Below are 17,018 nucleotides of genomic sequence, written 5' to 3'. Positions count from 1 at the left end.
TTATAGTTTAAAGCCTGTATAATTACACAAACAATTAAAAAATGCAGTCCCGGGAAGAAAACATATTAAGTTGCACAGAAGAAGTAAGAGTACGCTTCAACGAGACAGACCCACTAGGGATTGTCTGGCACGGGCATTACATCGTATACTTCGAGGACGGCAGGGAAGCTTTCGGAAGAGAGCATGGCCTTACTTATCTCGACATCCAGAAAGCAGGGTATGTAACGCCTATTATCAAAAGTACCTGTGAGCATTTTCTCCCTTTAAAATACGGGGAAACATTTAGAATTGTAACTACTTTCGTAAATTCTGCCTCAGCAAAACTGATCTACAGATATGAGCTTTTCAACTGGGAGAACAAGCTGGTATGCAGCGGAGAAACCGTTCAGGTATTCTTAGATTCTGAGAATAATTTATGTTTATACAACCCTGATTTTTTTCAGAACTGGAAAGATAAAATGGGACTATCATGAAGAAGGAAATTTATATTACAGACTATAATTGCGTAACTCCTTTAGGAATGAATGTAGCTTGCAATTGGGAAGCTTTGTTACAGAATAAATCGGGAGTGGCTTTACATAAGATCATTGAAAATCAGGACGCATTTTATGCTTCTATGATCAACTCTGAAAAATTAGAACAGGAATTCAACAAAAACTTCGGGTATCAGGATTTTACAAGATTAGAAAAGATGTTTCTGTTGTGCTTAAAACCTTTGGTAGAAAAGCATGACATCACAGAAGAAACGGCTTTCATTCTCTCTACAACCAAAGGAAATATCAGCTTACTAAAAAATCAATCCACTTTACCCGAAGGAGCTTATCTTTCACGTTTAGCACAGAAAATTGCTGATTTTTTTGGATTTATCACAAAGCCTATTGTTGTTTCCAATGCCTGTGTTTCAGGAGTCATAGCGATTGCCGTGGCGAAAAATATGATCGGGGCAGGAAAATATAAAGATGCATTTGTGGCGGCAGGGGACGAAATTTCAGAATTTGTGATCTCCGGTTTCAATTCTTTTCAGGCTATTGGAACCAATCCTTGCAAACCATACGATAAAAACAGGAATGGAATTAATATCGGTGAAGCCACGGCTGCTGTTTATATGACCTCCGACACTGTAGAAAACGAAAAGTTTAGTTTTAAGGTATTGGGTGACTCTGCCATCAACGATGCCAATCATATTTCAGGGCCTTCAAGAACCGGGGATGGATTGTATGCAAGCATTAAAAATGCAATGACAGAAGCCAATGTGTCTGCGGAGCAAATTGATTTCATTTCCGCACATGGAACAGCAACCCTTTACAACGATGAAATGGAGGCCGTCGCTTTCAACAGAATGGAATTACAGAACGTTCCTTTAAACAGCATGAAAGGTTTTTACGGGCACTGTCTGGGAGCATCGGGATTATTGGAAAGCATCATTTCTATGGAAAGTGCTTTGCATAATACATTAATCCCTTCCAGGAATTTTGAAGAACCGGGAATCTCTCAGCCTTTACATATCATTACAGAAAACAGGCCTGCAGAGATCAATTATATTCTGAAGACCGCATCGGGATTTGGAGGGTGCAATGCTGCCATTATTTTAGAAAAATGTTAATAGGAAAGTGATGGAGAAGACAGATATTTGCACCATAGAACATTCAGTAATAATCGTCAACGGAAAAACTGTTTTTGAAAGCCAAAACGGAACATTCTCGGATTTTGCGAAAGAAGCTTATAAAAATTCAGGGATTATTTATCCAAAATTCCACAAAATGGATAATCTGAGCAAACTGGCTTTTCTGGCTGCCGAAACTCTTTTAAAAGACAAAGATAATAGCAAGACAGCATTGGTTTTTGCGAACAGGTCATCCAGTTTAGATACTGATTTTAAATACCAGGAAAGCATCAATTCTCAGGAGAATTATTTTCCGAGTCCCGCTGTTTTCGTGTATACCCTGCCTAATATCTGTGTCGGCGAGATCAGCATCAGGCATCAGATGCAGACGGAGAATGCTTTTTTTGTTCTGGATGAATTTGATGAAGATTTTTTAAATGAGTATTCCCGCCAGCTTTTATTGTCCGGAAGGGCAGAAAAGGTATTATGCGGCTGGGTGGAACTCTATCGGGAAAGTTATAAAGCTTTCGTATATTTGTTAACATTATAAAAATGTAACAATGTAATAATCCAGCAGTGTAACAATGACAAAAAATGCATTGGTACATTGGTAAACTGATACATTGCTACATTATAAAATTATATTTTTTTATGGAAAACCTAAAAACAGAATTGAAACACAAAATTATCGAAGTCCTAAATCTTGAAGACGTTTCTGCAGAAACAATCAAAGATTCTGACCCCCTATTCGGAGGCGGACTGGGACTGGATTCTATTGATGCTCTGGAACTGATCGTTCTTCTTGACAAAGACTACGGAATAAAGTTATCTGATCCTAAGAAAGGAAAAGAGATCTTCCAGTCCATCGATACTATGGCGAAATTCATCGAAGAAAACAGAACAAAATAGTTCAATTTAACAATGTATCAATGTACCAGTTTACCAATATTGTTACATTGCTAGATTGATACATTGATACATTATTGTATAAAACATGGGTCAAAAAATTGCCATAACAGGAATGGGCATCATTTCTTCCATTGGAAACAATGTGGAGGAAAACCTTCTCTCTCTTCAATCCGGCAGGCATGGTATTTCAGATATTGAATTGTTTGAAACCCGACATGCCGGAATTATAAAGACCGGCGAGATAAAATTATCCAATGAAGAACTTGTGCAGAAACTTCAGCTTCATGAAGACAATAATGTGACAAGAACCTCTTTATTGGGGATGGTTGCCGCCAGAGAAGCTGTAGAAAGTGCCGGAATTTCAGAGATTAACGAATACAAAACCGGACTGATCTCCTCCACCAGTGTAGGCGGGATGGATATCACTGAAAAATATTTCTATTCTTATGAAGATTTTCCTGAAAAGCAAAAATATATTGACGCTCACGATGCAGGAAATTCCTCACTGGCTATTGCAGACTATTTAGGGCTGAAAGGCATGGTTTCTACCATCAGTACAGCCTGCTCATCTGCCGCCAATGCCATTATGATGGGGGCAAAACTGATCAAAAGCGGAGTTTTGGACCGGGTGATCGTAGGCGGAACAGATTCTCTTTCAAAATTTACCCTGAACGGATTCAATACGTTGATGATCCTCACCGATTCCTATAATACTCCTTTCGATAATAACAGAAAAGGACTGAATTTGGGTGAGGCTGCCGCATTTATAGTCCTTGTGTCTGATAAAGTGGTAAAAAAGGAAAACAAAAAAATTCTGGGTTACCTTTCCGGTTATGGAAATGCCAATGATGCCCATCACCAAACGGCTTCTTCAGAAAACGGACAAGGAGCTTATTTAGCCATGCAGCAGGCATTGAAAATTTCCGGGCTTCAAAAAGAGAATATAGATTACATCAATGTTCATGGGACGGCAACTCCCAACAATGACCTGTCGGAAGGAATTGCCATGATCAGGATTTTTGGAGAAAATAATGTTCCGGAATTCAGCTCTACCAAGGCATTTACTGGACATACACTAGCCGCCGCCGCCGGAATTGAAGCTGTTTTTTCTATTTTAGCCATACAAAACAATATCATTTTCCCGAATCTGAATTTCAAAACGAAAATGGAAGAATTCGATCTGGTTCCTGTTACAGAACTGAAAAAGAAAAATATCAACCATGTGCTTTCCAATTCATTCGGATTTGGAGGGAATTGTTCAACACTAATTTTCTCAAAATCATGAATGCCGTGTACATTAACAATGCCTCCTGCATCTCGGTTCAGGACACTTTAAATGAAAATTTCTTTGACCATCTTACTCCTGAAAATTCTGTTCAGGTGGTAAAAGCCATTGAACCTAATTACAAGGAATTCATTCCTGCCGCCATGATCAGAAGGATGTCCAAAACCGTAAAAATGAGTTCCGTTGCCTCTCATTATGCTTTGAAAGAAGCAGGAATTGAACAACCCGATGCCATTATCGCAGGAACAGGAATGGGATGTTCACAGGATTCTGAAAAGTTTCTTAAAAATGTGATCGATAATCAGGAGGAGTTTTTAACACCTACTTATTTTATTCAATCCACACACAATACCGTAGCAGGCCAGATTGCATTAGGCCTTCAGTGCCACGCTTATAATTTCACGTATGTGAATACCTCTTCATCCCTGGAGTTTTCATTTTTAGATGCAATGCTTCAGATCAATGACGGAGAAGCTGAAAATGTCCTGGTGGGTTCTACGGATGAACAGACTGAAAGAACAATGGAATTGTATTGTCTGAACAATACGATTAAAAAATCAGAAGATTTGCCTTTTGATTTTTTGAATTCAAAAACGGATGGGGTTATTTGGGGAGAAGGCTCAGGATTTTTTGTTTTAGGCAAGGAGAAAACAGAGAGTTCTTACGCACAGCTCAAAGACATTCAGATCAGTAACCGGTTAGATTTGGATGAGGTTCAAAATTTCATAGGAGATTTTTTAGCTAAAAACAGCCTTACTTATAATGATATTGATGCTGTCATCTTAGGTGTTAGCGGAGATGCCAGGTCTGACATTTATTATACAAAAGCAATGGGCCTGTTTACCAGCTCTGCATTATTATATTATAAACATCTAAGCGGGGAATTCAATACAGCAAGCAGTTTTTCAACGTTTGCAGCCTGTCATATTCTGAGAAATCAGAAAATTCCTGAAGTGATGATGATTAATTCCGTGAAAAAAGATGGTATTAAAAATGTTCTTCTTTATAATCACCTGTTGGGAAACGATCATAGCTTGGTTTTATTGGAAAAAGTATAATTGGCAAAAAGGCGAAATCGTAAATTTGCTGAATAAAAATCAACAGCATGTTCGTCATTCAGAACAGAATGAAATGGAGCGTGGAATCTAAATATTCATTATCTTCAACAGTTGAGATTTCTATGGAACGACAAAGATTACGTTTATAAATGATGAAAAATAGAAACCTTAAATATCAAAATAGAAAAAAGTGAAACATTACCCATTCATACTGTTTTATCTTTTCTGTAACGTATTTATTTATGCGTTTCATGGGAGCTTTTGGGTATATCTGGCTGGTTTTCTTGCATTTTCTGCGGTTGTGGTTTGGGGTTCTTTTGACATTCAGCTGGGGTACTTTGTCAACAGCATTACTCATAAAAGAACAAGAATTAAAGAAATTGCTCTTACTTTTGATGACGGTCCTACAGAATTCACCCCGAAGTTTTTGGATATACTGAAGGAAAATCAGGTAAAAGCTACTTTTTTCTGTATCGGCAAACAGATCGAAAAATATCCCGAAACTTTTAGAAGAATCATTGCAGAAGGCCATACGATCGGTAATCATACTCTATCTCATTCTAACAACACAGGATTTTTATCCACTTCAAAAATGGTTGAGGAGATCGAAAAATGTGACGCAATCATTTTCAATATTGGACATATCAAAACCAGTATCTATCGCCCTCCTTTCGGTGTTACCAATCCGAATATTGCCAAGGCCATTAAAAGAACGCATAAGAAAAGTATCGGCTGGAATGTACGTTCGCTGGATACGATCATTGATGATGAAAAGAAAATTTACAGAAGAGTTAGCAAAGGTGTAAAAAAGGGAAGTATTATCCTTCTTCACGACACTTCGGAGAAGACTTATAACGTTTTGGTAGATTTATTGCTATTTTTGAAGAAGAAAAAGTATTCCACTTTTACTGTGGATTCAATTATATTTAAACCATAAAAGTCACAAAAGACTTTTTATAACAGTTAAGATATTTAAGTTTAATGAAATGACTGTAGAAAAGAGTGCATTAGCTTATGTAAATCTTTGATTTTTTAACTTATGCGGACTTTTATTTTCAAAATATTTAGCTTAAAGATACTAAAGTGTTTAAAATTTCATGATTCTTTTGTGAGTTTTGTGGTTAATTAATACATCAAAAAATGATTAAAAACATTGCTTTCGGAGCATTTTTATTAATTTCAGGCTTGTTTTTTGCCCAAAATACGGCTATGTCCGGAACAGAAGCCAAAGCTTTTGTTACCCGGGTTTCTTCAGGAACCCAACAGATCAAAACATTGCAGAGTGACTTTACACAAACCAAAAAGATGGATTTTTTGGATAAAAATATTGTGACGCACGGCAAAATGTCTTTAAGATCTCCGAATATGTTAAGTTGGAGATACACAAAACCTTATCAATACAGTATCGTTTTTAAAGACAATAAGATCTTCATCAATGACCAGGGAAAAAAGTCTTCCGTAGATGCCAAAAGTAAAACTTTTGAGAAGATCAATAAGTTAATTGTAGGAAGTTCAAACGGAAAAATGTTCAACGATCCGGAATTTACGGTAACCTATTTCAAAAATGCGAGTTTTGATGTCGCCAGATTTACTCCAAAATCTTCCCAGCTTTTAAAATATATCAAACAGATCGAGCTGTATTTCCCTAAAAACCAATCTACGGTTTCACAGGTAAATATGCTGGAAGCTTCGGGAGACACTACAAATATTGTTTTCAAAAACACTAAGATCAATGCGCCGATCGCTGCTTCAGAATTTACTTTATAATTGTGGCTTACTTTTGCTCCTGATTTCGTGCAAAACCTACCAGCTTATGGATGCAACGCCGGTTTCAGCTTCTGAGAAAACAGTTGAAAATCTGTATTTTTCTTCCGGTGAGGATTATGTATATAAATGCCAGATGGATATTTATAAAAACCCTGTAAGCGGAATCCTGATCATCAAAAAACTGAATGAAACGACACACCGTGTGGCATTAACTTCTGATTTCGGAAATAAACTGATCGATTTTGAGATCTCTGACAATGATTTTAAGGTGAATTATGTGATCCCTGACCTGGATAAAAAGATCGTCATCAATTTTCTGAAGAATGATTTTCAGCAGCTATTAAAAAAGCAGTATCCGGTAAGTGAAAGTTTTGAAAACGCACAGTCAAAAATATATCTTTCAAAAACGGAAAAAAACAACTACTACCTGTTCTTCAACAAAGAAAACGGTCTGTTACATAAGATCATTTATACAAAAAATAATAAGGAGAAAATCGATTTTACTTTTGAGGCAAAAAAACATATCTTCGCGGATGGTATCGATCTTCAGCACAAAGATTTTAAGATCAATATCAAACTATTTCAAATAACAGAAACCGAGTAACTTATGGAAAGTATTCTTACCGATTTTTATACTTTACAATCCTACGAAAAAACAGAGAACGGAGGCTTTATGGCAATTATCAGCCTGAATAAGGACCATGATATTTTCAAAGGACATTTTCCGGGAAACCCTGTTACGCCTGGAGTCTGTATGATACAGATCGTAAAGGAGCTTACGGAAGAGTTTACCGGATCAAAATTATTCTTAAAATCGGCTTCCAATGTGAAATTCATGGCGATCATCAATCCTTTTGAAACTCCTGAATTAAAACTACATCTGGATATCATCGAAAGTGAAAATGAAGTAAAAGTGAAAAACACTACTTCTTTTGGCGAGACTATTGCATTAAAAATGTCTGTAAACTATAATAAGATCTGACATTATGAAACTTCTCTTATCTTTATTAACCGGATTGTGCCTGTTCTTTCAATCTGCGGATATTGAAGCATTGAGGAACAGCTATGCAAAAGCCAATCAGTCTGTAACCAACACACAGAGCTTTATTGATCTTACAGAAAAACAGTCTTCTTCTGATGCCGTAACTTCAGCATATAAGGCAGCAGCCAAAATCATGGAAGCCAGGATCACAAAGGAAAAAGGCAAAAGAAAATCATTTGTAAAATCGGGAGCAACAAGCCTTGAGAATATTATTAAAAGTAATCCAAATAATGCCGAATTAAGGCTTATCCGATTAAGCGTTCAGGAAAATCTTCCGAAAATTGTAGGGTACCATTCCAGCATGAAGGATGATAAAACCTTTATTTTGAATAGCTACAGTAAGCAGAATACCGGCCTGAAGAATTATATTAAGAAGTTTGCTTCACAATCCAAAACGTTTACCGCCGCAGACAGAGCTTTATTAAAATAAAACAATGACCATCCCTGAAGTACGAAACGCCATTTCCGAAAAGAAGATATGCGTTTTAATACCTACCTACAATAATGAGAAAACTCTGAAAAGAGTGATAGACGGTGTTCTGGAATACACTGAAAGCATTATTGTGGTCAATGATGGCTCTACAGATTCCACGGCTCAGATCCTGAGTCAGTATCCGAAGATTGAGGCTATTACATTATCTGAGAACAAAGGGAAAGGAAATGGCCTTAAAACAGGTTTCAGGCATGCTAAGAAATCAGGATACAATTATGCCATAACTATTGATTCGGACGGGCAGCATTATCCTGACGATATCCCTGTTTTTGTGGATGCCCTTCTTCAGGAACCGGAAGATGTGTTACTGATCGGAAACCGGAATATGTCCCAGAACGGGATTCCTAAGAAAAGTAGCTTCGGGAATCGTTTTTCCAATTTCTGGTTCTGGTTTGAAACGGGAATTAAGCTGGAAGACACCCAATCCGGGTACCGCTTATATCCTTTACATAAGATTCCGGAGAAATACTTTACCCCGAAGTTTGAATTTGAGATCGAGATCATTGTAAGAACTGCGTGGAAACATGTTCCCGTGAAAAATGTCCCGATCAAGGTTTTATACGACCCGGCGGAAAGGGTTTCCCATTTCAGGCCGTTTAAGGATTTCACGAGGATCAGTATCTTAAATACCATACTTGTTATCATTACTTTATTGTACATTATTCCGAGAAATTTTGTGAATAATTTCAAAAAAAAAAGCCTTAAAAAGTTCATAAAGGAGGATGTCCTGGAAAGTGACGGAAGCAATCGTACGAAAGCATTTTCTATTGCTTTAGGGATCTTCATCGGCCTGTCTCCTTTTTGGGGATTTCATACCCTGCTGGTGATCTCTTTAGCTGTTCTTTTTAAGCTGAATAAGGTATTGGCATTTGTTTCATCCAATATCAGCTTACCACCGTTTATTCCTTTTATTATTGCTGCTTCATTGTTTTTAGGGGCGCCTTTTGTACAGGGCAACAGTAATATTTTAAGCCATGACCTGAATTTTGAACTGGTAAAAAATAATCTCCTGCAATATGTGATCGGAAGTGCGATCCTGGCATGTACCGTGTCTGCACTTTCGGGAATAACTGTTTATTTCTTCCTGCATAAGCTTAATCCCGAAAATAATTAATCTTAAAACATCCATAAAAAAATGCAAAGCCTTTCGGCTTTGCATGATATGAATTGTTATATCCGGTTCTAATTTATTTCTTAATAACCTTCTGAGTGTATGAAACTCCTGATTTATCTGTTAAATGTAACATATAAATACCCGGATTGAATTCTCTTATGGAGATTGAATTCTTTTCCACTTTGGTCTGCAGAACCATTTTTCCGCTCGCATCATATACTTTAGCTTCTACAGGAACAAAATTACCTTTGGTATTAAAATAGATCATATTATCACTCGGGTTAGGATATACCGTGAACAGTTCTTTCGTATTCTGAATTTCGTTCACATCCAAAGCTGAAGCTCCTTCTATTACATGCAATGTTGTCTTAGGTGTTACGTTATTAATCGTATCAACAATGCCTGAAGGCCATCTTACTACAACTTTCGTAATCGCTGTAGCCTGCCCTATTCCGAAATGAACGTTCAGCGTATTCATATTCCCAAATCCTGTACCGCTCTGCACTTCTCTGATCTGTTTTCCCCAGGAACCGTAAATCTCTACTCTTGCTCCGATACCGTTTCTGTTACTTTGAACTCCTCTTAAGGTAACTTTCAGCCATTTATTGGTATTTCCGTTATTGATCAAGATATTATTTCTGTTCTGAATATCCAGGAACCCGTCATTATTCAGATCTCCAATAGGCCTGTCGATGTCGTCTATCGTATTGTAGCTGTTAGGGTTAGGAGTAAACTGGAAATTTCCGTTCCCAAACATAATATTACGCCCGGCTCCTAAAATATCAAGATATCCGTCATTATCGAAATCATAGGTGATATATTCCCTATTGGCACCTGCAAGATTTGCATATCCGGAACCTACAGTAACATCTGAGAAAGTTCCATTGCCGTTATTTTTCATTACTTTGCTATACTCAGAACCTGAATTTGAACCCATCAACAGATCTACCCATCCGTCATTATTAAAATCTCCGCATGCAGCAGACCATATCTGGGATGGGTCAGCAACATTCGCTGTAGCTGCTACATTGGTAAAGGTTCCATTCCCATTATTTCTATGAAGTTCATCAGTACTTCTGGCAGCACTTCCTCCACACTTAGCCATAAACATGTCTACATCACCATCGTTGTCATAGTCTGTCCAAACGGAAGCATAATTTCCTCCTGAAGGATAATCGCCTATTCCTCCCTGGTTATGGTTCATATTCGTCCCGTCATTCATATAGTACCTGTTCGGGGCATTATCATCACATACAAAAGCATCCAGTTTACCATCACTATTAAGGTCAACGAAATTCGTACGCTGTACTAAATAAGATTGAGGCTTTCTGTCGGAAGTATAGCTGGTTCCTGAAGCATCTGCTTTTACAAAACATATTCCGCTACTGGCCCCATAGAGCAGATCATTAAAGCCATTATTATCATAATCTCCCGCTGCAATACTCCAGTTAGGCAGCACTGTGGTAGTCGGTACTGTATGGGTAGTATTGGTAAACCCGCCTGCCGCTTGCTGATAAGAAATAACAATTTGTGTTGTACTCACTACAGAGACAATATCATCCAGATAATCTCCGTTCATATCCACGACACAATTATTATAAGATCCTGCCGCACTCACAGGCACAGAGGTAAAGGAAAGCCTGTCGGGCGCTGCCGTTTCTGTGATTTTGAAATTGAATCCGGTACTATCCCATCTGTTGTCGAATGCTATATAATAGGTAGTTCCCGCAATTGCCGTAAAGGTAACCTGAGAACCATTATTTCCGGCATAGTCATCACTGGCATCAATACAAGCCAATGAGCCGCAGGTTCCTCCATATACTATCAATCGGGTATCCACAGTCTGCCCTGTAGCCACTGAAGAAACGGTGACTGTTCTAGTCTGAGTAGGGGTATATTTATACCAGGCTCCTGATGTTGCCACCCCTCCAACAGTCAATCCACACAGATTGGTAGGTGCGGTCCCTCCGGTAAATCCTGTTACCGTATGGGTACCCGCTGCGACCGTAAGAGCAGTACTACACGTCTGCTGGGCAGATCCCCATGCTATACTGGAGAATATCAGAATAAAAGATAATTTTCTTTTCATGATTTTTCGCTTTTTAAATTATATACTTTAGTTACATGGCTGATTAAAAGAGTCAATCCATTGCTGGAGTAGGAGAACCCCTTTATCATCCACTATTGTTCTTCCCAACAAAGGCATTCTGACAGATTCATCCTCGGTATCGAGCCTGAAATTCATTACTGATTTGAGATGATTTCCGGGACGTATAATTTTTTGTATGGTCGGATCTATAGGTTCATCTGCAGTCACACATACTCCTAAATTGGCCAGATTGGTAGTCGAGCTAAAGTTGAGCCGCAGAGCACGGTAATTACAATGTCCTTCCTGTTCATGGCAGTGTGCACAATTGATATCCAGATAAGAGCGCAACCGGATATCCAGAGGCTGGCTGGTATCTTTATAATTTACTGTGGAAGCTATATTCGCAGGGTAGCTTACCAAATAGCCTTCATCTACCAATTTCTGCAATTGGTTTTTAATATTTCCGGGATAATTATAATTATTATTAAGGTTTTGAGGCTTTAATCCGATAGGAGCAGGATCATCCCCCAGTTTATGACATGTTAAACATTCGGATTGTGAAGGTATTCTGTAGTCTATATTAACAATATCTCCATTTTCTTTTTTGAAAGTGATATTTTGGGAGCTGCCACTCATAAAATCTGTTCCCGTAACCAGATCGGCTTCTGTCTGTGCGTCATTCCATAAATATTCTGCAAAGATCCAGCCGCTTGATTTTTTTATCATTAGACGGGTCTCAATGATTTTGGTAGTATTACCCGGCTGTATGGTGTTGTAGTAAAAGTTTTTTATTAAAACCGTTCCTACAGGAAATTCCAATATTTTATTGCCTGCAACGTAGGTAGCTTTTGTTCCTGCCGGCATCCAGATAAATCTCTTTTTTAAGGCATAATCGGTAAATAATGAACTTGCAGGTTCAAAGGGAAGCACCTTGCTTGATGGTGTCAAATTTTTTAAGTCCCCGGTAAAAAAAGCATAAGTGGATAATTTAGCATAGGGAACTTCATTGATATTAAAATTCACAAAAGACCCCTGCGCTACTTCTACTACTGCCTCATCATTTTTACAGGAAAACAGCCAAAAGAGACATAAAATAGACAAAAAATAGATTTTTTTCATTAATCTGATAATTTTAGAAGAGCGAAGATATGCAATAAATTCATATATTTCAACAAAAACACGCATAATTAATTAAAAAAAATATTAAATTAATCAGAATAATTCATCAAACCAGTTAAAACAAGCAAATAAGCTAAAAAATGATAAAAATGAAAATTGATTAAAAAAATCAGCCGTAATGCTTATTATTATTAATTCTAATTTAAGAGAACTTAGTGGTGTTTTGCAACTCTTCTTAAATACCTTTCTATATTTTTTTTGTCCGGAATGGTGGTAATCTCTTTAATCAAAGCTTTTTCAAACTCAATCTTTGCTTTTTGATATTCTTTGCGCTGATAGTAATATTTTCCTGCCTGATCATATACCAGCCAGAAATCAGGGTTCAATGATTGATAGAGGGTAATAAAGCCTTCAGAAAGTACCATATTATTTTTAATGGCAGCATTCATTTCTGCATTCATCAGTTTATACTGCTCATAATTTTTAAAGTCCCGGGAATGTATAAAAGGATCTTCTGCAATATTCATTTGCGATTTTGCCAATACGCCTTTCTGCAATCTTTTATCTGAAAAAATTTCATCCAGGTCATAGCAGACGAATTCTCCCAATTGATAAGGATTTGAAGAAACCCAGGCCAGTTTTTTCTGCGGTGAGAATATGACAGCATGGTGAGCCAAAAGCTGGTTAATGGCCTTTTCATTTCCATAGCCTATTTTTTCACCTTTTAAACCTGATCTTTCTCTCAGGATGGCTGCCATTTTCTCCGGATTCAGTTTTTTGTGGTTCCAAAGAAGCTCCTGAAGTTTTTCATATCGGTACTCGGAATGGCTTTCCCTGATATGTTTTTGGTTTCTTTTATCATCCTTATAAGCTTCCGACTGAAAATGATTGGTACAGAAAACCTTACCTGAGTTCTGGACTTTGTACACGCCAAAATTCTTCGGAGACACTTCAATGATCACTGCACTTTTATCATTGGCGCTTCCTACCAGAATAGATTCGGAGACAAAAACTTTTCTTCTTTTAGCAATGGCAATGGCTTCATCAATGGTTTTGGCATACTGTAGAATTTCCCTGGTTACCAGGGAGATTGGTGTTTTTGCTGTTAACGGGATCTTAGATTTTCCGGCATTAATGGTCACCGTAATTCCTTCTTTATTCATCCCCGAAACTACTCCTATCATCCCGGGCCAGCTTACGGACATATAAGGAATGCCTTGTTCCGGTTCTACGAATTCCACTAATTTATTTTTGGCAAAATCGTCGCCTACATAAAAATCAAAATTCCTTCCGATGAGCAGGTCTCCGTCTTCCGTATTTTCATTCCAGACTGCCAGTGAAGTACATCCTACCATCGCCAGGTCCTGCAATGCATGCCCGATATCGTGAGCACCGTGCAGGTACAGGCTCCTTAAGTATTTGGATGCAATAAAGTTATATTGATCTGATGAATATTGAGACAAGCCATATAATTCGGCCTGGTAATCTTCCCTTACATTAAGATACATTTTCCTATTGTACCATTTCAGGAAGCCTCTCAGAAGCTTCTGCTTAAATTTCGAGGGCACAAATCCTTCCACTTTGGAAAAGAAAATCTCTTCCTGCTTCTGCATCTGGTACTGAGTTAATGCGCCGTTATTATATCCAAGCTGCAAAGGGTTTCCTTTAATATAAAGCTCCCAAAGCTGCTGCCTGTTTTTGGTAAGATAATTCTCCTGATAACTGAAAGTGGAATCATTAATCTTATTGACCTTGGGGATTTCCAAAGCATATTTCTGAATATCAGGGACATGCTTTACAGATCTTGAAACACCACAGGAGATAAGATTGAGAATAAGGAAAAGACTGAGAGACAGCACTCTGAAATTTCTACTGAAGAGCCTTTCCTTGCAGAATTCTTCAGTCTGAGTTCCTGATCTCAGAATAACAGGTGTATAATTATTTGCTTTCACCTTGATCCACCATTTGTTTCAGACGTTCATCAATAAGTTCTTTTCCTAAAATTTCGGCACAGGTAATGAAAGCTCCTATGGTTACTCCCAGAATTCCGTGCATATTCACCGTTTGCCCTGTCAGGAACAGGTTATCAATTTTCGTTCTTGGGGAGACCATTGTTTTTAGGGGATTTTCTGAATTTTTAATGTATCCGTACATATTTCCGTCAAAACTGCCAATGTAATCACGGTATGACAAAGGAGATGATGTATAGATATTTCTGATTGCCTGTCTTAGACCCGGAATTTTCTTTTCCAGAGCATTAATCAATATCTCTGCTTTCTCCTGCTTGAATTTTTCGTACCGCACTCCTCTTTCATGCTGGTCAGCAACTGTATTTCCCGTATCTTCCCAAGCTTTGACCTCTTCAAAATCCATATAAGAAATAGCGGTTAAGCTTTCCGCAAATTCAGGATCATGCTTTGAAGGGGTAGATGAAAGCATATAGGTATCAGGCCATGTTTCCTGAGTGTAGCGATACGTACTCCATACATGTTCTTCGGAAGAATGGTGATAAATATTATAATTAAAAACCGGGATCGTATGAGGCTTCAAAACCAGGTAAACGCTGAAACACGAAGGTACAGGCTCCCAGCTCATCACTCTGTTCAGGAAAGATTTCTTTAATCTCTCTTCGCCCATCAGTTTAATGGTGGAACGGATCTCTATGTTTGAAATAAACTTTTTGGCTGAATATTCTTTTCCCGTTTTTGTTTTTACTGAGGTAAGTCTGTCGTTCTCATTGAAGATCATTTCAGAAACTTCGGAATGTTTGTGTACCTCAGCACCATACTGCCTCAGCTTTCTGATCAACAACTTGGAGATCTGGCTTCCTCCTTTTATGCATTTATAGGCACTCTGGATGTATGAATTCACCGTTAAAGCATGAACATAGAAAGGAATATTTTCAGAATCCCCTCCGTAAAGAAAGTTGGATCCCAGCAAAACCGACTGCAGCTTTTTATCTGAAGTAACGGATTCTATGAATCTTTTGGTGTTAAGATGAAGGATTTCACTGTCATAATTATCTTTTCCGATCACATTATATCTCGGAAACTGACTGCATACATACTGGATCTCTTCGCAGTAGCTTTCCAGATTTTCTTTTTCATTGGGAAAAAATTCAGCCAATTGCTGTACAAAATTATCGTATCCCTGGGCATGGGGATATTCAATTCCTTCATCTCCAAAGGTAATTTTGTCGTAGCCGTCTTCGTTCATTTTATGGATCTCCAGATCATCCATGATCTCGAGATAGGAAAAATACTGGTGAAGATTCTGGCCTTTGGAAAGCCCGCCCAGATAATGAACACCGGTATCAAAGATCAGCTTATCCCGTGAAAAGGTCTGCAAATTCCCGCCATACTGGTTATTTTTCTCCAAAATACAGACCTTCAAGCCTTCTTTCGCTAAAACAAGAGCTGAAACAAGGCCTCCTAATCCACTTCCGATCACAAGTATGTCGTATTCTTTTTTCAAAGGAGAATCAAATTTGTTAAACTCAAAGGTCGCAAAGATTTTTTTTAATGCTAACTGTTTTTAAGATCGCAAAGGCGTTATCACTTAGCAAAGAAAAACTTAATGATCTTAACTTCTAAGAATGTTTTATGGTTTTAGTTCACTTTAAGGCTTAAAATTAGAAAAATTAATCAATATCATCCCAAAAATCGAAATAATTGAACCATTGAAGGGGATATTTTTTTATCATGGACTCAAGGTTCTGAACATAGGAGTTTAAAAGTCCCTGTGCATCACGTTTTTTAACATTTTGCACCACTCTTGCAAACAGATGGTAATGGAGGTTTTTCTCTTTCATCACATACACATATACTACGGGAACCCCGAGCCGAGAAGCAATAAGAAAAGGACCTGCCGGAAATTTTGCCCTTTTGCCCAAAAGATCAGCCTCCAGATATTTTGAACCTTCGAAATATCTGTCCCCCGTAAAGCAGATCAGCTCATTGTTGGAAAGTGCCTGGTTAATATCAAAAATATGCGACATATCTTCTTTCACGTAGATGAATTTGATATTGCTTTTTTTAACGGCAACACTGTCCAGGTATTCTTTTATGACAGTAACTTCCTGATCTGTGGTTACTAAATTGATCTGGCAGTCAAAGTCGATATCGGCAAAAAAATGTTCAGCGATCTCAAAATTGCCTATATGAGCACTGATAAGGACACCGCCTTTTTTTTCATTTAAAAGATTTTTCAGGTTTTCAATCCCGTCAAATTCATAGGTAAAACGGCTTCTCAACCCTACTGAAATAGCTGTTTTATCGATGAGTACCTTCCCAAAAACAAAATAACTCCTGAATATTGATCTCTGAGATCTCCAAAAATCATATTTCAGTCTTTTTCTGAAATAATAGAAGATGTAACGGTTGCTTTTTTTAAGGAACAGAAAGTAGTAAGAGGCTACAAAGTACAGTACGGCATAGGAACTCCGGATGCCGATATTTCTAATACACCAGACAAATATTTTATATCCTAATATTGTCCCTTTAGATTTACCTTTCCACTTGTTCATACTTTAATTTAACA

17 protein-coding genes are annotated in these 17,018 nt (G+C 37.8%); 12 read left to right on the top strand and 5 right to left on the bottom strand.

All coding sequences use genetic code 11. From position 1 onward, the window contains the following. Nucleotides 1-41 precede the first annotated feature (41 nt). The 12 genes from HNP38_RS16600 to HNP38_RS16545 all read left to right on the top strand — a co-directional run bounded on the left by HNP38_RS16600 (nt 42) and on the right by HNP38_RS16545 (nt 9,271). On the top strand, nt 42-473 hold the full coding sequence (locus tag HNP38_RS16600; RefSeq protein ID WP_184191586.1) for an acyl-CoA thioesterase: 432 nt from the start codon (nt 42-44) through the stop codon (nt 471-473). Further along, nucleotides 470-1,603 (top strand): beta-ketoacyl synthase N-terminal-like domain-containing protein, encoded by a 1,134-nt coding sequence (locus HNP38_RS16595; RefSeq protein ID WP_184191584.1) that lies wholly within the window; start codon nt 470-472, stop codon nt 1,601-1,603. The genes HNP38_RS16600 and HNP38_RS16595 overlap by 4 nt, the downstream gene beginning before the upstream one ends. Before the next feature lie 10 nt (nt 1,604-1,613). Further along, nucleotides 1,614-2,153 (top strand): 3-oxoacyl-ACP synthase, encoded by a 540-nt coding sequence (locus HNP38_RS16590; protein ID WP_184191583.1) that lies wholly within the window; start codon nt 1,614-1,616, stop codon nt 2,151-2,153. A 101-nt stretch (nt 2,154-2,254) separates the two neighbouring features. Continuing rightward, nucleotides 2,255-2,512 carry a phosphopantetheine-binding protein gene (locus HNP38_RS16585; RefSeq protein WP_184191582.1) on the top strand — a complete coding sequence of 86 codons (258 nt, stop codon included), beginning with the start codon at nt 2,255-2,257 and terminating at the stop codon, nt 2,510-2,512. 85 nt (nt 2,513-2,597) lie between these two features. Beyond that, nucleotides 2,598-3,797, top strand: a complete 1,200-nt coding sequence (locus HNP38_RS16580; RefSeq protein ID WP_184191581.1) for a beta-ketoacyl-[acyl-carrier-protein] synthase family protein — start codon at nt 2,598-2,600, stop codon at nt 3,795-3,797. Then, entirely contained in the window at nt 3,794-4,855 is a 1,062-nt protein-coding gene (locus tag HNP38_RS16575; RefSeq protein ID WP_184191580.1) for a beta-ketoacyl synthase N-terminal-like domain-containing protein, read from the top strand. Before HNP38_RS16580 ends, HNP38_RS16575 begins: the two co-directional genes overlap by 4 nt. A 190-nt stretch (nt 4,856-5,045) precedes the next feature. Beyond that, a complete protein-coding gene (locus HNP38_RS16570) occupies nt 5,046-5,792 on the top strand; it encodes a polysaccharide deacetylase family protein (RefSeq protein WP_184191579.1) in 747 nt (248 codons plus the stop codon). A gap of 203 nt (nt 5,793-5,995) precedes the next feature. After that, the gene (locus HNP38_RS16565) at nt 5,996-6,622 is read left to right on the top strand and encodes a LolA family protein (RefSeq protein WP_184191578.1); all 627 of its coding nucleotides are present in this window, start codon (nt 5,996-5,998) and stop codon (nt 6,620-6,622) included. A gap of 46 nt (nt 6,623-6,668) precedes the next feature. Beyond that, complete coding sequence (locus HNP38_RS16560; protein ID WP_228461085.1) at nt 6,669-7,226, top strand: hypothetical protein; 558 nt, start codon at nt 6,669-6,671, stop codon at nt 7,224-7,226. 3 nt (nt 7,227-7,229) lie between these two features. Then, complete coding sequence (locus HNP38_RS16555; protein ID WP_184191574.1) at nt 7,230-7,604, top strand: 3-hydroxyacyl-ACP dehydratase; 375 nt, start codon at nt 7,230-7,232, stop codon at nt 7,602-7,604. A gap of 4 nt (nt 7,605-7,608) precedes the next feature. Further along, on the top strand, nt 7,609-8,094 hold the full coding sequence (locus HNP38_RS16550; RefSeq protein ID WP_184191572.1) for a hypothetical protein: 486 nt from the start codon (nt 7,609-7,611) through the stop codon (nt 8,092-8,094). A gap of 4 nt (nt 8,095-8,098) precedes the next feature. Next, complete coding sequence (locus HNP38_RS16545; RefSeq protein WP_184191570.1) at nt 8,099-9,271, top strand: DUF2062 domain-containing protein; 1,173 nt, start codon at nt 8,099-8,101, stop codon at nt 9,269-9,271. Between the two features lie 73 nt (nt 9,272-9,344). Here HNP38_RS16545 and HNP38_RS16540 read toward each other — a convergent pair whose 3' ends face one another. From HNP38_RS16540 to HNP38_RS16520, 5 genes are all read right to left on the bottom strand, one after another. After that, on the bottom strand, nt 9,345-11,360 hold the full coding sequence (locus HNP38_RS16540) for an FG-GAP-like repeat-containing protein (protein ID WP_184191568.1): 2,016 nt from the start codon (nt 11,358-11,360) through the stop codon (nt 9,345-9,347). 27 nt (nt 11,361-11,387) lie between these two features. Beyond that, nucleotides 11,388-12,479 (bottom strand): hypothetical protein, encoded by a 1,092-nt coding sequence (locus tag HNP38_RS16535; RefSeq protein ID WP_184191566.1) that lies wholly within the window; start codon nt 12,477-12,479, stop codon nt 11,388-11,390. Nucleotides 12,480-12,691: 212 nt separating this feature from the next. After that, nucleotides 12,692-14,338 carry a C45 family autoproteolytic acyltransferase/hydolase gene (locus HNP38_RS16530; protein ID WP_184191670.1) on the bottom strand — a complete coding sequence of 549 codons (1,647 nt, stop codon included), beginning with the start codon at nt 14,336-14,338 and terminating at the stop codon, nt 12,692-12,694. Nucleotides 14,339-14,417: 79 nt separating this feature from the next. After that, nucleotides 14,418-15,953 carry a phytoene desaturase family protein gene (locus tag HNP38_RS16525; RefSeq protein ID WP_184191564.1) on the bottom strand — a complete coding sequence of 512 codons (1,536 nt, stop codon included), beginning with the start codon at nt 15,951-15,953 and terminating at the stop codon, nt 14,418-14,420. Nucleotides 15,954-16,119: 166 nt separating this feature from the next. After that, nucleotides 16,120-17,004, bottom strand: coding sequence for a lipid A biosynthesis acyltransferase (locus tag HNP38_RS16520; protein ID WP_184191562.1), 885 nt, complete (start codon nt 17,002-17,004; stop codon nt 16,120-16,122). Nucleotides 17,005-17,018 lie beyond the last annotated feature (14 nt).

Origin of the sequence: Chryseobacterium defluvii (assembly GCF_014204415.1) — a bacterium.
In the GTDB taxonomy this organism is placed as follows: domain Bacteria; phylum Bacteroidota; class Bacteroidia; order Flavobacteriales; family Weeksellaceae; genus Chryseobacterium; species Chryseobacterium defluvii_A.
The sequence above is the reverse complement of the archived record's forward strand: the minus strand, read 5'-3'. Positions and strand labels throughout refer to the sequence as shown.